General features: G+C 64.1%; 20 protein-coding genes. 7 read left to right on the plus strand and 13 right to left on the minus strand.

Features of this window, described 5'->3' with window-relative positions; all coding sequences use genetic code 11:
* Positions 1–72: 72 nt before the first annotated feature.
* From tuf to MYCSP_RS18055, 5 genes are all read right to left on the minus strand, one after another.
* On the minus strand, positions 73–1266 hold the full coding sequence (gene tuf, locus MYCSP_RS18035) for an elongation factor Tu (protein ID WP_070909368.1): 1194 nt from the start codon (positions 1264–1266) through the stop codon (positions 73–75).
* A 101-nt stretch (positions 1267–1367) separates the two neighbouring features.
* Complete coding sequence (gene fusA / locus MYCSP_RS18040) at positions 1368–3473, minus strand: elongation factor G (RefSeq protein ID WP_070909367.1); 2106 nt, start codon at positions 3471–3473, stop codon at positions 1368–1370.
* A gap of 76 nt (positions 3474–3549) precedes the next feature.
* Entirely contained in the window at positions 3550–4020 is a 471-nt protein-coding gene (rpsG, locus tag MYCSP_RS18045) for a 30S ribosomal protein S7 (RefSeq protein ID WP_043076430.1), read from the minus strand.
* Entirely contained in the window at positions 4020–4394 is a 375-nt protein-coding gene (gene rpsL / locus MYCSP_RS18050) for a 30S ribosomal protein S12 (RefSeq protein ID WP_003929602.1), read from the minus strand. Before rpsL ends, rpsG begins: the two co-directional genes overlap by 1 nt.
* A gap of 321 nt (positions 4395–4715) precedes the next feature.
* Complete coding sequence (locus MYCSP_RS18055) at positions 4716–5324, minus strand: TetR/AcrR family transcriptional regulator (RefSeq protein ID WP_070909366.1); 609 nt, start codon at positions 5322–5324, stop codon at positions 4716–4718.
* 206 nt (positions 5325–5530) lie between these two features.
* On the opposite strand from MYCSP_RS18055, the gene MYCSP_RS18060 reads away from it, so the two are divergent.
* Both MYCSP_RS18060 and MYCSP_RS18065 read left to right on the plus strand, forming a co-directional pair.
* The gene (locus MYCSP_RS18060) at positions 5531–5911 is read left to right on the plus strand and encodes a DUF3060 domain-containing protein (RefSeq protein ID WP_083013534.1); all 381 of its coding nucleotides are present in this window, start codon (positions 5531–5533) and stop codon (positions 5909–5911) included.
* A 37-nt stretch (positions 5912–5948) separates the two neighbouring features.
* The gene (locus tag MYCSP_RS18065; protein ID WP_088414572.1) at positions 5949–6389 is read left to right on the plus strand and encodes a DUF3060 domain-containing protein; all 441 of its coding nucleotides are present in this window, start codon (positions 5949–5951) and stop codon (positions 6387–6389) included.
* Between the two features lie 13 nt (positions 6390–6402).
* On the opposite strand, the gene MYCSP_RS18070 is transcribed toward MYCSP_RS18065, so the two are convergent.
* From MYCSP_RS18070 to MYCSP_RS18095, 6 genes are all read right to left on the minus strand, one after another.
* On the minus strand, positions 6403–6945 hold the full coding sequence (locus tag MYCSP_RS18070) for a DUF3558 domain-containing protein (RefSeq protein ID WP_070909364.1): 543 nt from the start codon (positions 6943–6945) through the stop codon (positions 6403–6405).
* Positions 6942–7511, minus strand: a complete 570-nt coding sequence (locus MYCSP_RS18075; protein WP_162266258.1) for a DUF3558 family protein — start codon at positions 7509–7511, stop codon at positions 6942–6944. The genes MYCSP_RS18070 and MYCSP_RS18075 overlap by 4 nt, the downstream gene beginning before the upstream one ends.
* Before the next feature lie 63 nt (positions 7512–7574).
* A complete protein-coding gene (locus tag MYCSP_RS18080; protein WP_088414574.1) occupies positions 7575–8351 on the minus strand; it encodes a crotonase/enoyl-CoA hydratase family protein in 777 nt (258 codons plus the stop codon).
* Entirely contained in the window at positions 8348–9091 is a 744-nt protein-coding gene (locus MYCSP_RS18085) for a PaaX family transcriptional regulator C-terminal domain-containing protein (RefSeq protein WP_088414576.1), read from the minus strand. Before MYCSP_RS18085 ends, MYCSP_RS18080 begins: the two co-directional genes overlap by 4 nt.
* Positions 9092–9093: 2 nt before the next feature.
* Positions 9094–9999, minus strand: a complete 906-nt coding sequence (locus tag MYCSP_RS18090; protein WP_088414578.1) for a crotonase/enoyl-CoA hydratase family protein — start codon at positions 9997–9999, stop codon at positions 9094–9096.
* A gap of 5 nt (positions 10000–10004) precedes the next feature.
* Positions 10005–11639 (minus strand): acyl-CoA dehydrogenase family protein, encoded by a 1635-nt coding sequence (locus MYCSP_RS18095; RefSeq protein ID WP_088414580.1) that lies wholly within the window; start codon positions 11637–11639, stop codon positions 10005–10007.
* A gap of 86 nt (positions 11640–11725) precedes the next feature.
* On the opposite strand from MYCSP_RS18095, the gene MYCSP_RS18100 reads away from it, so the two are divergent.
* From MYCSP_RS18100 to MYCSP_RS18115, 4 genes are all read left to right on the plus strand, one after another.
* Complete coding sequence (locus MYCSP_RS18100; RefSeq protein WP_088414582.1) at positions 11726–12427, plus strand: hypothetical protein; 702 nt, start codon at positions 11726–11728, stop codon at positions 12425–12427.
* A gap of 66 nt (positions 12428–12493) precedes the next feature.
* On the plus strand, positions 12494–12850 hold the full coding sequence (locus MYCSP_RS18105) for an ArsR/SmtB family transcription factor (protein ID WP_088414584.1): 357 nt from the start codon (positions 12494–12496) through the stop codon (positions 12848–12850).
* Positions 12851–12853: 3 nt separating this feature from the next.
* Positions 12854–13339 (plus strand): SRPBCC family protein, encoded by a 486-nt coding sequence (locus MYCSP_RS18110; protein ID WP_088414586.1) that lies wholly within the window; start codon positions 12854–12856, stop codon positions 13337–13339.
* Between the two features lie 55 nt (positions 13340–13394).
* Complete coding sequence (locus tag MYCSP_RS18115) at positions 13395–13685, plus strand: DUF1905 domain-containing protein (RefSeq protein ID WP_088415663.1); 291 nt, start codon at positions 13395–13397, stop codon at positions 13683–13685.
* Here MYCSP_RS18115 and MYCSP_RS18120 read toward each other — a convergent pair.
* Complete coding sequence (locus MYCSP_RS18120) at positions 13682–15085, minus strand: amino acid permease (protein ID WP_070909355.1); 1404 nt, start codon at positions 15083–15085, stop codon at positions 13682–13684. The two genes, MYCSP_RS18115 and MYCSP_RS18120, sit on opposite strands and share 4 nt — an antisense overlap.
* 136 nt (positions 15086–15221) lie before the next feature.
* Between MYCSP_RS18120 and MYCSP_RS18125 the strand changes: the two genes are divergently transcribed.
* A complete protein-coding gene (locus MYCSP_RS18125; protein WP_234809087.1) occupies positions 15222–15644 on the plus strand; it encodes a hypothetical protein in 423 nt (140 codons plus the stop codon).
* 40 nt (positions 15645–15684) lie between these two features.
* On the opposite strand, the gene MYCSP_RS18130 is transcribed toward MYCSP_RS18125, so the two are convergent.
* The gene (locus tag MYCSP_RS18130; protein WP_070909354.1) at positions 15685–19644 is read right to left on the minus strand and encodes a DNA-directed RNA polymerase subunit beta'; all 3960 of its coding nucleotides are present in this window, start codon (positions 19642–19644) and stop codon (positions 15685–15687) included.
* Between the last annotated feature and the right edge of the window lie 3 nt (positions 19645–19647).

Raw genomic sequence — 19647 nt, forward strand, 5'->3', positions numbered from 1 at the left:
AAAAGCATTGCACCACAAAAGAAAACGGCGCCCACCCCGAAGGGTGAGCGCCGTTTTCCTGGCGTCTTCAGATCACTTGATGATCTTGGTAACGCGACCCGCGCCGACGGTACGACCGCCCTCACGGATGGCGAAACGCAGACCCTCGTCCATGGCGACCGGCTGGATCAGCTTGACGGAGATGTCGGTGTTGTCACCGGGCATAACCATCTCGGTGCCCTCGGGCAGAGTCACAACACCGGTCACGTCGGTGGTGCGGAAGTAGAACTGCGGACGGTAGTTGTTGAAGAACGGCGTGTGGCGGCCGCCCTCGTCCTTGGACAGGATGTAGACGCTGCCCTCGAACTCGGTGTGCGGGGTGGTGGTGCCGGGCTTGACCACAACCTGGCCACGCTCGACGTCCTCACGCTTCACACCACGAACCAGCAGACCGACGTTGTCGCCCGCCTGGCCCTGGTCGAGCAGCTTGCGGAACATCTCAACACCGGTGACCGTGGTCTTGGTGGTGGTGTCCTTGATGCCGACGATCTCGACATCCTCGTTCACGTTGATCACGCCACGCTCGACGCGACCGGTCACCACGGTGCCACGACCGGTGATGGTGAACACGTCCTCGACGGGCATCAGGAACGGCTTGTCGGTCTCGCGGACCGGGTCCGGGATCGACTCGTCAACCGCGTCCATCAGGTCGGCAACGGTCTTGCCCCACTCGGCGTCGCCCTCGAGCGCCTTGAGCGCCGAGACACGCACCACGGGAGCGTTGTCGCCGTCGAAGTCCTGGCTGCTCAGCAGTTCCCGGACCTCCATCTCGACGAGCTCGAGGAGCTCCTCGTCGTCCACCATGTCGGACTTGTTCAGCGCGACGAGGATGTAGGGCACACCCACCTGACGGGCGAGCAGCACGTGCTCACGGGTCTGCGGCATGGGGCCGTCCGTCGCAGCGACCACCAGGATCGCACCGTCCATCTGGGCGGCACCGGTGATCATGTTCTTGATGTAGTCAGCGTGACCGGGGGCGTCGACGTGTGCGTAGTGACGCTTCTCGGTCTGGTACTCCACGTGCGAGATGTTGATCGTGATACCACGAGCCTTCTCTTCGGGAGCGTTGTCGATCTGGTCGAAGGCCGACGCCTCGTTCAAATCGGGGTACTTGTCATGCAGCACCTTGGTGATAGCTGCAGTGAGAGTGGTCTTGCCGTGGTCAACGTGACCGATGGTCCCGATGTTGACGTGCGGCTTCGTCCGCTCGAACTTCGCCTTCGCCACTTGTGTCCTCCTGGACTCTTGTTGTTGTTACTTACAGTTTTGCGCCAGGGGCGCGATCTTAGGACCTACTCGCGCAAGCCCAATTGGGTCGTTCGCTTCGCTTACTCCCCGGTCGCCTTCGCGATGATCTCCTTCGACACGTTCGCCGGAACTTCGGCGTACGAGTCAAACACCATGGAGTAGTTGGCCCGGCCCTGGGTCTTCGACCGAAGGTCGCCGACGTAGCCGAACATCTCCGACAGCGGAACCTGTGCCTTGACGACACGAGCGCCGCTGCGCTCCTCCATAGCCTGGATCTGGCCACGGCGGGAGTTCAGGTCGCCGATCACGTCACCCATGTAATCCTCGGGTGTGGTGACCTCGACAGCCATGAGGGGCTCCAGGATGACCGGCTGCGCAGCCTGCGCCGCCTTCTTCAGGGCCTGCGAACCCGCGATCTTGAACGCCATTTCCGACGAGTCGACATCGTGGTACGCGCCGTCGAGCAGCGTGACCTTGATGTTGACCAGCGGGTAGCCGGCCAAGATGCCGTACTGCATGGCGTCCTGGGCACCGGCGTCCACCGAGGGGATGTACTCGCGCGGAACGCGTCCACCGGTCACCTTGTTGGCGAACTCGTAGGTCGCGCCGTCCTCGGCATCCACCAGCGGCTCGACGGTGACGATCACCTTCGCGAACTGACCCGATCCACCCGTCTGCTTCTTGTGGGTGAATTCGACGTTCTCGACCTTCTTGCGGATGGTCTCGCGGTAGGCCACCTGCGGCTTGCCGACGTTGGCCTCGACCTTGAACTCACGGCGCATGCGGTCCACCAGGATGTCCAGGTGCAGCTCGCCCATGCCGCCGATGACGGTCTGGCCGGTCTCCTGGTCCAGCTTCACCTTGAAGGTGGGGTCCTCTTCGGCGAGCTTCTGGATCGCGGTGCCCAGCTTCTCCTGGTCACTCTTGGTCTTGGGCTCGATGGCCACCTCGATAACCGGATCCGGGAAGGTCATCGACTCCAGCACGATCTGGTTGTTCGGATCGCACAGGGTGTCACCGGTGGTGGTGTCCTTCAGGCCGATGACGGCGTAGATGTGACCCGCCGCGGCCGACTCCACCGGGTTCTCCTTGTTGGAGTGCATCTGGAACAGCTTGCCCAGCCGCTCCTTCTTGCCCTTGGTGGAGTTGACGACCTGCGCGCCCGAATCGACCTTGCCCGAGTACACGCGGATGTAGATCAGCTTGCCGAAGAACGGGTGGGTGGCCACCTTGAACGCCAGCGCGCTGAACGGCTCGGAGGTGTTGGGCTCACGGGTGATGAGCTCGTCTTCCTTGCCCGGCACGTGGCCGGTGGTGACGCCGACGTCCAGCGGCGACGGCAGGTAGTCGATCACCGCGTCGAGCATGGGCTGCACGCCCTTGTTCTTGAACGCGCTACCGCACAGCACCGGGTACGCCTCGGAGGTGATGGTGAGCTTGCGGATGGCTGCCTTGATCTCGTCGATGGTCAGCTCTTCGCCGCCCAGGTACTTCTCCAGCAGCTCTTCGTCGGTCTCGGCGACGGCCTCGAGCAGCGCCGCGCGGTACTCCTCGGCCTTGTCGGCCAGTTCCGCCGGGATCTCGACCGTCTCGTAGCTCTCGCCCATCTTGGTCTCGCCGCGCCACACCTTGGCGTTCATCTCGACCAGGTCGATGATGCCCTCGAAGTCGTTCTCGGCACCGATCGGCAACTGGATCGGCAGCGCACGCGCACCGAGACGATCCTCGATGGTCTTCACCGTGAAGTAGAAGTCGGCGCCCAGCTTGTCCATCTTATTGACGAAACAGATGCGCGGAACGTCATAGCGGTCGGCCTGACGCCACACCTGCTCCGACTGCGGCTCCACGCCCTCCTTGCCGTCGAACACGGCCACGGCACCGTCGAGCACGCGCAGGTTGCGCTCCACCTCGACGGTGAAGTCGACGTGCCCCGGGGTGTCGATGATGTTGAGCTGGTTTTCTTTCCAGTACGCGGTCGTCGCGGCGGACGTGATGGTGATGCCGCGCTCCTGCTCCTGCTCCATCCAGTCCATGGTGGCTGCGCCATCGTGAACTTCACCGATCTTGTAGGTGATACCGGTGTAGAAGAGGATGCGTTCGGTCGTGGTGGTCTTGCCGGCATCGATGTGCGCCATGATGCCGAAGTTGCGGACCTTGTTCAGGTCGGTCAGCACTTCCTGTGCCACAGAAGTTTCCGCTCTTTCGCTTCGAATATGGATGGACGAGCTGGGCGGGCCGCACGGTAACGCGCGGCCCGTCAGATCACCAGCGGTAGTGCGCGAACGCCCGGTTGGCCTCAGCCATCTTGTGGGTGTCCTCGCGACGCTTCACCGATGCACCCAGACCATTGCTGGCGTCCAGGATCTCGTTGGCGAGGCGCTCGACCATGGTCTTCTCACGACGAGCGCGCGAGAAGGACACCAGCCAACGCAGGGCCAGGGTGGTGGAACGATCGGGGCGAACCTCGACCGGCACCTGGTAGGTGGCACCACCGACGCGGCGGCTACGCACCTCGAGGGCGGGCTTGACGTTGTCCATGGCGCGCTTGAGAGTGACGACCGGATCGGTGCCGGTCTTGTCGCGAGCCTGCTCCAGGGCGCCGTACACGATGCGCTCGGCGATCGACTTCTTGCCGTCCAGCAGCACCTTGTTGACCAGCTGAGTCACCAGCTGCGAACCGTACACCGGGTCGTTGACCAGGGGACGTGAGGGCGCGGGTCCCTTACGTGGCATTAGCTCTTCTCCTTCTTGGCGCCGTAGCGGCTGCGAGCCTGCTTGCGGTTCTTGACTCCCTGGGTGTCCAGCGAGCCGCGGATGATCTTGTAACGCACACCGGGGAGGTCCTTCACACGACCGCCGCGCACGAGCACCATCGAGTGCTCCTGCAGGTTGTGACCCTCACCCGGGATGTACGCGGTGACCTCGACCGCGCTGGTCAGCCGCACACGGGCCACCTTCCGCAGCGCCGAGTTCGGCTTCTTCGGGGTGGTGGTGTAGACGCGGGTGCACACGCCACGGCGCTGCGGGCTGCCCTTAAGGGCCGCGGTCTTCACCTTGGCGATCTTGTCCCGGCGACCCTTACGGACCAGCTGGTTGATGGTTGGCATGTACCGGCTTTCTGTCTCTAGCTACTACTGGGCTCTAGCACTGTGAGCCCATCTAAAGGCCCTGTTGTCCTGCGGTTTTCGCCCAGTTCGGTATCCCGAGGCCGGGCGTGTCGCACGCACCGCGGCCGCGAAGAAACTCCTTCACCCTCTGGGCATGCGAATTGACCTGGCGCCTTATTTGACCCTCACCGGGGCTTCCAGCGGTGGCCATTGGCCAGGCACAGCGCCCTACCATACCAGGGCTGATCACGGTGAGACAAACTCGCCTACCAGGGACAAAGCGCTGGTAGGCGGTGACTCACCAACACCCGAGCAACATGCCTATTTGCGCTCGGCAAGACCCGAGGCGAAGCGATGCACCATCTCCGTGAACGCGATATCGGGGTCCATCTCGATACCTGCCATGAAGCCGGTCATCTCCAGCATCACGAACCCGTGCATCGCAGCCCATAGCTCCACACCCGCATGGAAGGCGGTGTCCTCGTTGAGCCCGTAGACGCCGATGGCCTCGGTCGCCGGCTTGGCCAGCTCGCGTGCGTCGATCGTCGGACGGTTCACCGCATCCAGGAACGGCATCCGGGTCAGCGCCGCATATCGACCGGGATGGTGATGCGCGTAGCTGCGGTATGCGCCGGCCATGGCCAGGATCGCGTCCTCGCTGCTGCGGCCCGCGCTCACCGTGTGCAGCATGCCGACGATCTCCGCCAATACCCGGTCACGCACCTCGTGGCGCAGGTCGTCGAGACTGTCCACATGGTTGTAGAGCGACGGGCCCTTCGTGCCCAGTTCGACCGCCAGCGCATTGATGGTCAGCGCATCCCAGCCGGCGCGGTCCAGAAAGGACAGCGCCGCGTTGACGACGGTGTCACGGTTGAGCCGCGTGGCCCGCGCAGAGTTTCTGCGGTGCGCGGTTGCGGGCTCGGTCGTCACGTGTGGCCGCCTTCGGGGGTGAGTCGTTCTAGTGGGTGCTGTCTGGCGCGGCCCTCTGGGCAGATGGCCTGCTATGACCCTATCTCCCCCACCGCCACCTTTGTGTTTGTCTGCCCATCGAGCCTGTCGTGGCGCGCCGTGGCCTATTCTCATCGAGTGACCAGGAGGCTGAAATGAAACACGTTCTAGTTTCCGCCGGGCAACGCGTGCTGGTCGGCGTCATGGTGACCGCCGGCATCGCCGCGTTGACGAGTACACACGCGGTGAGTTCACGTCTCGCCGACAACATTCGGCTGACCAAGAACGGCGACACCCACATCACCCAGTACGGCCTCGTCACCACCATCGATTGCGGCGACTCCACCGTCTTTGTGAACGGGTCGCAGAACGTCATCACCGCACTCGGCAGCTGCTACGCGATTTCGGTACAGGGATCGTCGAACACGATCATCGCCGACAACGTGGTCAACGACATCACCGTCTACGGCTTCAACCAGAAGGTTCTCTACAAGTCCGGCGAACCGGCGGTCATCGATCGCGGGCGCGAGCTGGGCATGATGAATTTCATCGACCGCATTCCCGGCTGACCCCATCCCGTCACTCGGATCTCGGGATACTGGGGACATGTCCCGTAATCACGTGCTCCTCGCCATCGCCGTCGCCTGCCTCGGGCTGGCTGGTTGCGGCGTCATCAAGCCGGGTTCGAGCAATCCGACACCCGGCACCTGGACTCCCCCGTCCAGCAGCACTTCGTCCACCGTCAGCACGCCGACATCCGCGAAGGTCGACATCGGGGACGAGACGGTCATCGGATACTTCGGCCAGACCACGACGGCCGCCTGTGAAGACGGCAAGCGCCTGAACATCACCGGTGCCAACAACACACTCACCATCACCGGCGCCTGCGACAAGGTCACCGTCTCGGGCTTCTCGAACACCATCACGTTCGACGAACTGAAGTCCGAGGTGACGGTCACCGGGTATGCGAACAAACTCACTTACAAGGCGGGCGAGCCCAAGGTCAACAACTACGGAAGCAACAACACCATCCAGAAGGCCTCCTAGAGCCCCTGGCCCCCTACAGCACCGTCTGCACGATGTGCTCGACCAACTGGCGCGCCGCGGCACAGCTGTCACCGCCCTTGCGGTACTGAACCCACCAGGTCAACGAACCGGTTCCGGCCGGCACGGTGACACCGCACCCGGAGCCGGGCCCGGTGCTGGTGAACCCCTTGCGGCTGTTGATCGTGATGTCGGCGGTCTTCTGTCCCATCCCGTCGGCGGACTTGCGGTCGCGATCGACGTCACCGCCCTCGTAGTACGCGTACAACAGGTCGATGAGGTTTCCGGCGTCATCGGCGGCTACCCAATAGCACAGGGCCCCAAAGAAATTCTGATAGATCTGGGCGGCCTTGACCGTCTCGACGATGGTCTTCTCATCCAGCGGACCGCACTGGCCGTTGGCGAATCCGTAGGGATCCAGCTTGTCGTTCTCGCCCCGTTCATTGGCGTTCAAACCCTCACCCGGCGTAACCGCGGTGCCGTCCACGGTTCGCGCGCAGCCGGTCGGTCCCACTAGCAGCAGTGTCGCCGCAGCCAGGGCGCCGATGATCTTCTTCATTGCTTGCCCACCTTGCCCAGCAGTGAGTCCATCAGGGTCTCGACGGCCTTGCACGGATCATTCTTGACGGCGGCACCCGACTGCAGCGACCAGTGCAGGAAATCCGGTCCCGATCCCGCGGACAGCTCGCACAGTCCGACATTGCTCACCCGGTAACCGGGATAGGACTTGGTGGTCACCGATTCGACCGTGTGCCCGAGGTTTCGCGCGACCGACGCCTCCTTCTCCGCAGAGCTGCCCCGGTACCAATAGAGCGAAATCGAGGTGTCCTCGGTGCCGGGGCCCGTTGACCACCGGCAGCCGAGCAAGCTGTCCACATCACGCTTGAGTCCTGGATTCCCCACTGCCGCTGTGACTTCCCCATCGGTCATGCCACCACAGTCACCCAGCTTGAAGCCCTTACCCGGCCCGTTGTTCACCTCGGGCACGGTGGTCACCTGCACGTCTGGCGACCCGCCATCATCGCCGTCACCGCCGGTAGACGACCGGGGCGAGCACCCGGCGAGCATTACGGCGGCGACAATCAGCGCCGAGACCGAGACAATCCGCACACTCACGCTGTCCACAGTACGTCCGCGACTCGCGCGTCTCCTAGATGGACGAGTGTGTCGCTGCCGCTACTCGGCGTGTCAGACTCCGGCGCCGTGTCGACCCGCACCCGCGGCGAACCGACCGGCACCCTCCAGCGCCTCGGCGGCCACTCGTTCGATGCTGCCAAACTCGTTGTCCAGCGCCGCTTCCTCGGTCATCCCCCATTGCGCGATCGCCGAATCACGGTCGGCACGCACACATTGTTGCGGGAAGGCCGCGATCTCGGCGGCCAATGTCTCGGCCGCCTCACGGGCATGTCCGCGCGGGACCACCCGATTGACGAGTCCGATGTCCAGGGCCTCATTCGCCGTGACGGGCCGCCCCGTCAAGATGAGGTCCATCGCACGCGAGTGCCCGATCAGCCGGGGCAACCTGATCGTGCCGCCGTCGATGAGTGGAACACCCCAGCGCCGGCAGAACACGCCCAGCACCGCATCCTCCTCGACCACCCGAAGATCGCACCACAACGCGAGTTCGATGCCACCGGCGACGGCGTGCCCCGAGATCGCCGCAATCACCGGCTTGGACAGCCGTAGCCGCGAGGGGCCCATCGGACCGGGACCGTGCGGATTCAGTTCGTTTCCGCGGTCGGTCCCCATTGCCTTGAGATCTGCTCCGGCACAGAATGTTCCGTTATCACCCCAGAGCACCGCCACCGATGCCCCGGGGTCCGCGTCGAACTCGGTGAAGGCTGCGAGCAGCGCCGCCGCAGTCGGGCCGTCGACCGCATTGCGCGCATGAGGCCGGTTGAGGATGACGGTGGTCACCGGCCCCGACTTCTCAACCCGCACGGCCGGATCGATGTCTTCACTCATAGCGAGGCCTCCTCCATCTCCGCGGTGTCCCGCAGTGCCACCAACTCATCCTTGAATTCTCGGTAACGGGAGCGTATTTCGTCGGCAGGCCAGCCCGTCGGCAACAACTCATCCGGCAGCACCGGGTCGGCCAACAGATGCCGCACCATCGCCGCGGCGAGTACGAATCGCGCGGGAATCGCCTCGGCCTGCTCCCACCAATGCAGCAGAGACGTTGCATACAGGGACCACCCGGGCAGATCCCACAGTTGGGCGGCCAACACGTCGGGACGCTCGGTTCTGGTACGCAGCGCCCACACATGGTCCGTCACCGACGCCGGTAGGTCGATATCCAGATTATCCGGCCGCAGCCACACTCCCTCTCGCAGTTCACCGAAGCGTCTCTGCCGCAGGGCTGTTCGCAGATCGTTGCGGTCGCGGGCATCGCGACCCACGCTGGTGATCACGAGCTGGCTCCAGTTGCCGTCCCAGGAGCCTCGATGCGGATCGCACGCCTCGTCCTGCCGAAGCTGACGGGCCTGCAGACGTTCGGCGAGCCGGTATCCCGCTTCGGTTCTGACAAGGTCTCCGGCGGAGACCATCCGGGTGAGCGCCACCCGGACCGTGGTGTCGCTGATACCGAACAAGGTGGTGAGCGAACGGATTTCTCGCACCGACAGCTCGGCCGGATGAGCTCCCAGCAGCAGACTCAGGATGACCGAGCGAGCGGTCATCGGGTGATGATCGACCGGGTTTTCCATCACTACAGTTCGGTGGGCTTACGGCCGTAATCGCCGAAGGGCTCATCCCGGTGCCGGACCGCCTCCCGGTAGCCGTTCGCGATGGCATCGGCGGTGAACGCGTGCGCCTCAGCCGTGTGCCGCGAGATGCCGTCGAAGACGGTGCTGACCATCGCGCTGTTGGCGATCCCCTGGCTGATGAGCGCAGAGTTGCAAGCCAGTTTCACCATCATCAGCTGGTTCAACGGCATCGCCGCGATCCGTGCGACCAGCCGCTCGGTGCGCTCGTCCAGCTCCTCCGGCGCGGGCGCCTCGACCGCAAGACCCCACTCGTAGGCCTGCTCACCGGAGAGGCAATCTCCGGTGAGCAGAAGACGTTTCGCGCGTTGATCGCCCAGCTTGTGCGCCCAGAGCCCGGTGGCCGGGACGCCCCATACCCGGGTGGGTGGGTACCCGATCTTGGCATCGGCGGCGACGATCAACTGATCGGCATGCAAGGCGATGTCGGTACCGCCGGCCACGCAGTAGCCGTGCACCTTCACGACGGTCGGCTTGTTGGCATGCAACAGCGAAGAGAAGCCACGGGTGAACCGGCTCATCATCTGGTAGTCGAGCATGGGATCCCAGTTGATGTTCGGCAGGTGGTTGCGCAGCTGAACCTGACCGTCCAGTGCGGTGCCCGAATACCGCGCCGAGCCTTCATCGTTTGCCTCGGCGTAGGCACTCAGGTCAAAGCCACCACAGAAACCGTCGCCCCTGCCCGACACCAGGATCACGTGGACCCGGGGGTCCAGGTCGGCACGTTCCACAAGTGCCGCCAATTCCATTGGAGTCTCGGCGATGATGGCGTTGCCCTGCTCGGGCCGGTTGAAGGTGATGCGCGCGACCCGATCGGTGACCTCGTAGGTCATCGTCTTCAACATATCCATAGCTGCTAGTTGCCCGCCTTGACGGACGCCCGCTCCAGGATCGGCGACAGATCCAATCCGGTGGGCAGGGTGCCGAATGCGCCGCCCCAGTCGCCGGCCAGCCGGGTCGCCAAGAACGCCTGGGCGACCGCCGGATGGCCGTGGCGGACCAGCAGTGCGCCTTGCAGGGCGAGGCAGATGTCCTCGGCGACCTTACGGGCGCGGTACGTGACGGACTCCAGGTCACCCAGCTGCGAATGCAACCCGTTGACGTGGCGGTCCAGGCGCTCGTCCTGTCCCTGCGCCAGGGCAAGCTCCTTGAACAACACCTCGATGCATTCGGGCTTGGTGGCCATGGCGCGCAACGTATCCAGCGCGCTCACGTTCCCCGACCCCTCCCAGATTCCCATCAGCGGCGCCTCGCGATACAGACGCGGCAGCCCCGAGTCCTCGACGTAGCCGTTGCCGCCAAGACATTCCATGGCCTCACCCGCATGCGGGGTGGCGCGCTTGCACACCCAATACTTACTGGCGGCCAATCCGATACGACGCAGCAAGGACTCGGTCTCGTCTCCACGGGTGGCCCGGTCGGTGGCGCCCGCCATCCGCATCGCGACCATGGTGGCTGCCTCCGCCTCGATGGCGAGGTCGGCAAGAACATTGCGCATGAGCGGCTGATCGACGAGGTATTCGCCGAATGCCTTGCGGTGCTGCGCGTGATGCATGGCCAGGGCGACGCCGGTGCGCATGCTGGTGGCCGATCCCAGCGTGCAGTCCAGGCGCGTCATGTTGACCATCTCGATGATGGTCTTGACGCCCTTGCCCTCCTCGCCCACCAACCACGCGGTGGCATCGTCGTACTCGACCTCAGAGGACGCGTTGGAGTGGTTACCGAGCTTGTCCTTCAAGCGCTGCAACCGCATCCGGTTACGGGTGCCGTCGGGCAGCACCCGCGGCAGGAAGAAGCACGACAGGCCACCGGGCGCCTGAGCAAGCACCAGGAACACATCGCACATCGGCGCCGAGGTGAACCATTTATGCCCGACCAGCGTGTAGCTCCCGTCGGCATTCGGAGTGGCCACGGTGGTACCCGCGCGCACATCCGAACCGCCCTGCTTTTCGGTCATCGACATACCCGCCGTCAGCCCCGCCTTGGTGGTGGGTACCGCCAGCACGGGGTCATAGACGCGACTGGACAGCAGTGGCTCGTAGACGGCCGCCAATTCGGGATTGGCACGCAGCGCCGGAATCACCGCATAGGTCATCGAGATGGGACACATGTGGCCCGGATCGGCCGTCCACACTCCGGTCTTGGCGGCACGCACCACGTGCGCACCCGGCCGGTCGTCGGCCCACGGCGCACCGTGCAGTCCGTGGGCGACCGCCTCGCCCATGAGCTCGTGATAGGCCGGGTCGAACTCGATTTCGTCGACCCGATGCCCCCAGCGATCGTGGGTGTGCAGCACGGGGCGGTTCCGGTTCGCCAGTTCCCCGGCGCGCTGCATGCGGTCGGTGCCGTTGAGTGCGCCAACCTCGACGACCTCGTCGACACCCCACTGCCCTCCCTCGCGAATGAGCGCTTCCATCAGCACGGGGCTTGTCGCTGCGTTGTAGTTGCGCAACGGGGGGACCTGATTGGTGACGACATGCGTATCGGCCATGCATCCAGTGTTACATTTCCCCGACAGTCGCACAAGATCTGTTCGCATGCCCTTTTTCATGCCGTCCGTGCGCTAGAAAGGGAGGCGTGGAGAAGGTCGTCTTCGTGCTGCGCCAACCATCCGATGCCGCCACGGACGAGTGGGCAGAGCAGCTGCGCACGGCCGCCGCCGACAAGATCCGGGCCGCCGGAGTACGCGGCCTGACCGTGTCTGTTCACGACGCCGCCGTCAGGGCCGCCGGCCTGCGCCTGATGACTCTGGACCCGCCATTCGCCGCTGCGGTCAGCGTATGGGTGCAACAGTCGTACGGCCCGGCGGTGTCGGAAATCGAGGCAATCCTTGCAGCGACATCGGCGAACGTGCACGGCTACCTCGTCACCGAGTCGGTGCCACTGCCCTCACCCAACCTCGAATCCGACATGCGATCAACGGGTTTCACCAATATCGCACTGCTGCGCAGGCCCACCGACATGCCGTTCGACGCATGGCGTCAGCAATGGCAGGGCGTGCACACCCAGAACGCGCTCGACCTGCAGTCGACCATCGGCTACGAACAGAACCTGGTGGTCCGTGCCGTCACCGCCGACCCGCCGCCCATCTCGGCCATCGTGTTCGAACAATTCCCTGCTGCGGCACTGACCGACCCGCTCGCCTGGTATGGCGCATCGGATCAGCAGCAGCTGGGTCAGCGCGCCCTGGCGATGCTGGAGAGCGTCAAAGCCTTTGGCGCCCATACCAACATCGACACGGTCGCAACGAGCAGATATGACGTGATGCGACCGTTCTAGCGCCCTCTTCGCCCCTGCGAGGATGTCAGCCATTGACATACAACCAAATGGTTGTATGTTTGGGGAGTGACCGAGGCGGATCAGGACAAGGCAGACGCCATGTTCCATGCGCTCTCCGACAGGACTCGACGCGACATCCTGCGGCGCGTCCTGGCAGGTGAACACTCGGTCTCGACACTTGCGGCGAACTACGACATGAGTTTTGCCGCGGTGCAAAAGCACGTCGCCGTGCTGGAAAGGGCCGGCCTGCTGACCAAGCGGCGCCATGGCCGCGAGCAGCTGGCCAGCGGCGATGTGGAAGCAGTTCGCTCGGTCGGCGCCATGCTCTCGGAACTGGAGCAGTTCTGGCGCGGCAGGATCGCTCGCATCGATGAACTGATCGCATGCGAATCACCGACGGCCAATACACCACGGAAGGACTGAACCATGCCCGTCACCAACGTCACTCACGATATCGACACACGCACTATCACCATCGACGCGGAGTTCGACGCACCGATCAGCAGGATCTGGCAGATCTATGCCGACCCACGTCAGCTCGAAAAGATCTGGGGACCACCGACATACCCGGCGACATTCGTCGAACACCAGCTCAAGCCGGGCGGCCGGATGAGCTACTACATGACAGGGCCCGAGGGGGATCGCTTCGGTGGTTGGTGGGAGATCACAGCCGTCGATGAGCCGAATAGCTTCGCCTTCAAGGACGGATTCGCTGACAATGATCTGGAACCGGTTGACAATATGCCGGTTTCGACGAACGTGTATAGCTTCGCCGAGAGAGACGGCCGTACGTACGCCACCTATGTCGCAACTTACGAGACCGCCGAGGGGCTGCAGAAGGTGTTGGAGATGGGTGTCATCGAGGGCGCGTCCTCGGCGATCAATCAGATCGACGAGCTGATTCGCCCCTAAGCGATCGGACACCCGCACCATGAGGCTCGGTGCGGGTGTCCTCTACGCTCGCACCATGGTGGAGTACCGCGACCCCGGCGCCATCACTTTCGAGGCAACGATCGAAAAGCCGGACGGCCCCGGCGCGTACGTCGAGTTCCCGTTCTCCGCGGTCGACACCTTCGGCGTCAAAGCCCGGGTACCTGTGCAGGTCGTGTTCGACGGCTCGGTGACCTATGCGGGGTCCCTGGCACCGTACGGCGGCAAGCACCTTTTGGGGGTTCGCAAGGACATCCAGGTGCAACTGGGCAAGGGGCCCGGAGACCGAGTGACCGTCGAGGTCAGGCTCGATACCTCCCGCGCCTAGGCGTCTTGCCTTTCACGCTCCGCAGGCTCGCCGTGATGCACGAAGTAGCCGAGCACCACGATCACGAACCAGACCAGACCCACCAGGATCGCGGTGCGGCCGTCGTCGGTGAAGAACAAGAGCACCACCACCAAGGCGAGGAAGCCCAGTGCCAACAGATTGGTCACCGGCGCGCCGGGCAGCCTGTAGTCCGAGGCGGGCAGCTCACCGGCAGCGACTCGCTTCCGATAAATCATGTGGGAAACCAGGATTGAGCCCCATACGAAGATGATGCCGATGGTCGACACGGAGGTGATGTAGGCGAACGCCTTGTCCGGCGAGAGCCAGTTGACGAACACTCCGATACCCATGGTGAGTGCCGAGAAGCAAATCGCCAACATCGGGACGTGGCGCGAACTCAAAGCCTGCAGACCTGCCGGAGCATCGCCGCGCTGGGCCAGGCTACGCACCATACGGCCGGTCGAATAGATACCCGAGTTACAGGACGACAGCGCAGCCGTCAGCAGGATGAAGTTCACGATGTTCGCCGCCTGCGGAATGTTGAGGTACTCGAACACAGCGACGAAGGGGCTCTCCCCCTTGTGGTAGTTCCGCCAGCCCTGGATCGACAGGATGACGATCAGCGCACCCACGTAGAACAACCCGATGCGGAAAGGCAGGGTGTTGATCGCCTTGCGCAGGGTCACTTTCGGGTTCTCGGCTTCCCCCGCCGTGACACCGACGAGCTCGACGCCGACATAGGCGAACACCACGATCTGCAGGCTCAACAGGGCTTGACTGAAGCCGGTCGGGAAGACGCCACCGTCGTTCCACAGATTGGCGACGGTCGGCCCGGATTCCGGCCCCAGTCCCGAAATGGGAAGCAGCACACCGATACCGATGATGATCATGCCGAGAATCGCGGTCACCTTGATCATCGAGAACCAGAACTCGGCCTCGCCGAAGATCTTCACCGAAATCAGATTGGCCCCGAACAGGATGAGCAGGACTACCAGTGCGGTGACCCACTGCGGGACACCGGGCCACCATCGTTGGATGTACACACCGGCGACGGTGATCTCGGCCATGCACGTCGTGGCCCACACCGCCCAGTACGTCCACCCGTTGGCGAATCCGGCGAAACGTCCCATGAACTCCTCGGCGTACTCCGAGATGCTGCCGGAGACGGGCCGGTAAACCAAGAGCTCACCGAGCGCGCGCATGATCACGAAGATGGCCAGCCCCGCGACCAGGTAGGCCAAGATGAGCGCCGGACCGGCCTTCTCGATCGCACCGCCGGCGCCGTAGAAGAGGCCCGTGCCGATAGCACCACCGATCGCAATCATCTGCACGGTGCGGGCGGACAGGCCACGTGAATATCCGGCGTCGGGGGTCTCGGATTCGGAATTGGCTACGGTCATCCGGACATCATTGCGTGAGTGGACACTTATTGCACGGGAAACCCGGACAGACCGTCCACAATGCGCGTGGAATTGCGTGGCCCAGCTAGGTATTTGTGCGCTGAACCGACTTCACTTACGTACATAGGCTTCTGGCATGCTCAACCAACAGTTCATCGGACGCGTGGCATTGCCGATACTCACCGTAGTGTTTCCGTTCGTGATCGTCGCCGGGCAACTCGGCCTGGACATTTGTCGCTGGTGGATCGTGTACGGCACCGCAACCATTGTGGCCGTGCCGATGGGCATCGCCACCCTCGTGATGTGCAATTCGAGCGGCTCAGGGCTCGCGGTCAGTCACTCCTGGGCGCTCTTTTGGTTCAGCCTGGCGGCGCTCACCGCGGTGCAGGGCTTCTTCTACGCACAGTTCCGTCATCGGTGTCCGGTAGCCGGGCCGATCATCGCGATCGACGCGTTCCTCGAATGGCTCACCGCACCGGTGGTTCTCGTCGTCGTGGTAGGCAGCACGTTACGGCGCGTGTGGACCCGCTCGGCGAAAGGAAAGGCCCCCGGGGTGTAACCCGGGGGCCTTTCCTTTGACGAACTCGCGCTAGGAGGTCCTAGCGGTAGTCGCTGTAACCGTAGTCGTCCAGCGGCACCGCAGCACCGGTGTTGGTACCGAAGTCGGGGCTGTAGTACTGATCCTCGTACGACGGGATCGTGTACGCGGCAGCCCGTGCCTCTTCGGTCGGTTGCACCGAGATGTTGCGGTAGCGGTTGATACCGGTACCAGCCGGGATCAACTTACCGATGATGACGTTCTCCTTCAGACCATTCAGCTTGTCGCTGCGGCAGTTGATCGCCGCATCGGTCAGCACGCGAGTGGTCTCCTGGAAGGACGCCGCCGACAGCCACGAGTCGGTGGCCAGCGACGCCTTGGTGATACCCATCAGCACCGGACGCCCGGCCGCGGGCTCGCCACCCTCGGCCACCACGCGACGGTTCTCCGACTCGAACTCGGCACGCTCGGTGAGCGAGCCGGGCAGGAATTCCGTTGCGCCCGAATCGATGATCGTCACGCGACGCAGCATCTGGCGCACGATGACCTCGATGTGCTTGTCGTGGATCGACACACCCTGGCTGCGGTACACCTCCTGGACCTCGTTGACCAGGTGCACCTGCACCTGACGCGGGCCCATGACGCGGAGCACCTCGTGCGGATCGGCCGCACCTTCCATGAGCTGCTGTCCGACCTCGACGTGGTCACCATCGGCCAGCGGACGCTCGGAGCCGTCTTCGTGCTTGAAGACACGCAGGCGCTGACGCTTGGAGAGCTTGTCGTAGACGACTTCCTCGCCACCGTCATCCGGGATGATGGTGATCTTGTAGAAGCGCTCGCCCTCTTCCAGACGCACCCGTCCGGTGACATCGGCAATCGGCGCCTTGCCCTTGGGAACTCGCGCCTCGAACAGCTCGGTGACACGCGGCAGACCACCGGTGATGTCGTCACCGACGCCACCCTGGTGGAAGGTACGCATGGTCAGCTGGGTACCGGGCTCACCGATCGACTGCGCGGCCACGATGCCGGCCGCCTCACCGATGTCGACGAGCTTGCCGGTCGCCATCGAGCGGCCGTAGCACATCGCGCAAACCCCGGTACCGGTGGTGCAGGTGAGCACCGACCGCACCTTGACCGTGGTGACACCTGCGGCGAGAAGCTTCTCGATCGCCGGATCGCCCAGGTCGTGTCCACGCTCCACCAGCACGGTGCCATCGGCATCCACCGCGTCAGCGGCGAGAGTCCGTGCGTAGGCGGAGGTTTCGATGTGTGCATCGCGGATCAGCGTTGCCTTGCCATCGGGCCCAGTCTGCTTCTCCGCAATAACCACATTGATGCCGCGCTCGGTACCGCAGTCGTGCTCGCGGACGATGACGTCCTGCGAGACGTCCACCAGACGACGGGTCAGGTAACCCGAGTCCGCGGTACGAAGCGCGGTATCCGCCAGACCCTTACGAGCACCGTGCGTGTTGATGAAGTACTCGAGAACGGTCAGGCCCTCACGGAAAGAGGACTTGATCGGCCGCGGGATGTACTCACCCTTCGGGTTGGTCACCAGACCCTTCATGCCCGCCAGGTTGCGCACCTGGGTCATGTTTCCGGTCGCGCCGGACTTGGGCAGCAAGGTGATCGGGTTGTCGGCCGGGTAGTGCTCCTCCAGTGCCTTACCGACCTCGTCGGTGGCTTCCTGCCAGATCTTGACCAGCGCGTCGCGCCGCTCCTGCTGGTTCAAAGCACCACGCTGGTACTGCTTTTCGATCCGCTCCGCTTCCTTCTCGTAACGGTCGAGGATCTCCGCCTTCTGCGGCGGCACCAGCACGTCGGCCATGGACACCGTGACACCCGAACGCGTGGCCCAGTGGAAACCGGCGTCCTTGAGCTTGTCGACGGTCTGGGCGACCACGATCATCGGGAACCGCTCGGCGAGGTCGTTGATGATCGCCGACTGCACCTTCTTGTGCATCTGCTTGTTCACGAACGGGTACCCGTGGGGCAACAGCTCGTTGAACAACACACGGCCCAGCGTGGTCTCGGCGACCCAGGCATCGCCTGGCTGCCAACCGTTTTCGAACAGCTCGGCCTCCACCTCGGCCGGCGGACGCTGATGCGTCAGCCGCACGCGGATGGGAGCGCGCACGCTCAGCGCACCACGGTCGAGGGCCATGATGGCCTCGGCGGGCGAGCTGTACACACCGACCTCCGGCTGATCCTTGGCGGCCGGTGCGTGCGCACCGGTGTCGCCGGGGACCTCGGTGGTCAGGAAGTACAGACCGGTCACCATGTCCAGACGCGGCATGGCCAGCGGACGACCCGACGCGGGCGACAGGATGTTGTTCGAGGACAGCATCAGGATGCGCGCCTCGGCCTGCGCCTCCGCCGACAGCGGAAGGTGCACGGCCATCTGGTCACCGTCGAAGTCGGCGTTGAACGCCTCACACACCAGCGGGTGCAGCTGAATTGCCTTGCCTTCCACCAGCTGCGGCTCGAAGGCCTGGATACCCAGGCGGTGCAGGGTTGGTGCACGGTTCAGCAGCACCGGGTGCTCGGCGATGACCTCTTCGAGGACGTCCCACACCTGGGCGCGCTGACGCTCCACCATCCGCTTGGCGCTCTTGATGTTCTGCGCGTGGTTCAGGTCGACCAGACGCTTCATCACGAACGGCTTGAACAGCTCCAGAGCCATCAGCTTGGGCAGACCACACTGGTGCAGCTTGAGCTGCGGGCCAACCACGATGACCGAACGGCCCGAGTAGTCGACGCGCTTACCGAGCAGGTTCTGGCGGAACCGGCCCTGCTTGCCCTTGAGTAGATCCGACAGCGACTTCAGCGGACGGTTACCCGGTCCGGTGACCGGACGTCCACGACGGCCGTTGTCGAACAGCGCGTCCACCGACTCCTGCAGCATGCGCTTCTCGTTGTTGACGATGATCTCGGGCGCACCCAGATCGATCAGTCGCTTGAGGCGGTTGTTGCGGTTGATGACGCGGCGGTACAGATCGTTCAGGTCCGAGGTCGCGAAGCGGCCACCGTCGAGCTGAACCATCGGGCGCAGCTCCGGCGGGATCACCGGCACCGCGTCGAGCACCATGCCACCGGGTGAGTTGGTGGAGTTCTGGAACGCCGCCACCACCTTCAGGCGCTTGAGGGCACGAAGCTTCTTCTGGCCCTTGCCACTACGGATGGTCTCCCGCAGGTTCTCCGCCTCGGCATCGAGATCGAAGGTCTGGATCAGCTTCTGCACGGCCTCGGCACCCATGGCGCCGGTGAAGTACTCGCCGTAACGGTCCACCAACTCGCGGTAGAGCACCTCGTCCACGATGAGCTGCTTGGGAGCCAGCTTGGTAAACGTGGTCCAGATCTCGTCGAGCCGGTCCAGCTCGCGCTGCGACCGATCGCGGAGCTGACGCATCTCGCGCTCGCCGCCGTCGCGCACCTTGCGGCGCACGTCGGACTTGGCGCCCTCGGCCTCCAACTCGGCCAGGTCGGCCTCGAGCTTCTGGGCGCGGGCCTCCAGGTCGGCATCGCGCTGATCGGCGACAGCCTTCTTCTCGACCTCCATCTCGGCCTCGAGCGTCGAGAGCTCGTTGTGGCGGAGCTCGTCGTCGACCGTGGTGATGACGTAGGCGGCGAAGTAGATGATCTTTTCCAGATCCTTCGGCGCCAGGTCCAGCAGGTAGCCCAAGCGCGACGGAACGCCCTTGAAGTACCAGATGTGCGTGACCGGGGCGGCCAGTTCGATGTGGCCCATCCGCTCACGACGCACCTTGGCGCGGGTCACCTCGACGCCGCAGCGCTCACAGATGATGCCCTTGAAGCGCACGCGCTTGTACTTGCCGCAGTAGCACTCCCAGTCGCGAGTAGGTCCGAAGATCTTCTCGCAGAACAGGCCGTCCTTCTCGGGCTTGAGCGTGCGGTAGTTGATGGTCTCCGGCTTCTTGACTTCGCCGAAGGACCAGTTACGGATGTCATCCGCCGACGCGAGGCCGATACGGAGTTCATCGAAGAAGTTGACGTCGAGCACGCA

The sequence above is a fragment of the Mycobacteroides saopaulense genome, assembly GCF_001456355.1.
GTDB classification, from domain to species: Bacteria; Actinomycetota; Actinomycetes; order Mycobacteriales; family Mycobacteriaceae; genus Mycobacterium; species Mycobacterium saopaulense.

Excerpts from the sequence above, each read along its gene's own strand:
- rpsG (WP_043076430.1), bottom strand. The coding sequence starts at position 4,020 with ATGCCACGTAAGGGACCCGCGCCCTCACGTCCCCTGGTCAACGACCCG.
- rpsL (WP_003929602.1), bottom strand. The coding sequence starts at position 4,394 with ATGCCAACCATCAACCAGCTGGTCCGTAAGGGTCGCCGGGACAAGATC.
- MYCSP_RS18065 (WP_088414572.1), top strand. The coding sequence starts at position 5,949 with ATGTCCCGTAATCACGTGCTCCTCGCCATCGCCGTCGCCTGCCTCGGG.
- MYCSP_RS18070 (WP_070909364.1), bottom strand. The coding sequence starts at position 6,945 with ATGAAGAAGATCATCGGCGCCCTGGCTGCGGCGACACTGCTGCTAGTG.
- MYCSP_RS18080 (WP_088414574.1), bottom strand. The coding sequence starts at position 8,351 with ATGAGTGAAGACATCGATCCGGCCGTGCGGGTTGAGAAGTCGGGGCCG.
- MYCSP_RS18085 (WP_088414576.1), bottom strand. The coding sequence starts at position 9,091 with ATGGAAAACCCGGTCGATCATCACCCGATGACCGCTCGCTCGGTCATC.
- MYCSP_RS18090 (WP_088414578.1), bottom strand. The coding sequence starts at position 9,999 with ATGGATATGTTGAAGACGATGACCTACGAGGTCACCGATCGGGTCGCG.
- MYCSP_RS18095 (WP_088414580.1), bottom strand. The coding sequence starts at position 11,639 with ATGGCCGATACGCATGTCGTCACCAATCAGGTCCCCCCGTTGCGCAAC.
- MYCSP_RS18110 (WP_088414586.1), top strand. The coding sequence starts at position 12,854 with ATGCCCGTCACCAACGTCACTCACGATATCGACACACGCACTATCACC.
- MYCSP_RS18115 (WP_088415663.1), top strand. The coding sequence starts at position 13,395 with ATGGTGGAGTACCGCGACCCCGGCGCCATCACTTTCGAGGCAACGATC.
- MYCSP_RS18120 (WP_070909355.1), bottom strand. The coding sequence starts at position 15,085 with ATGACCGTAGCCAATTCCGAATCCGAGACCCCCGACGCCGGATATTCA.
- MYCSP_RS18125 (WP_234809087.1), top strand. The coding sequence starts at position 15,222 with ATGCTCAACCAACAGTTCATCGGACGCGTGGCATTGCCGATACTCACC.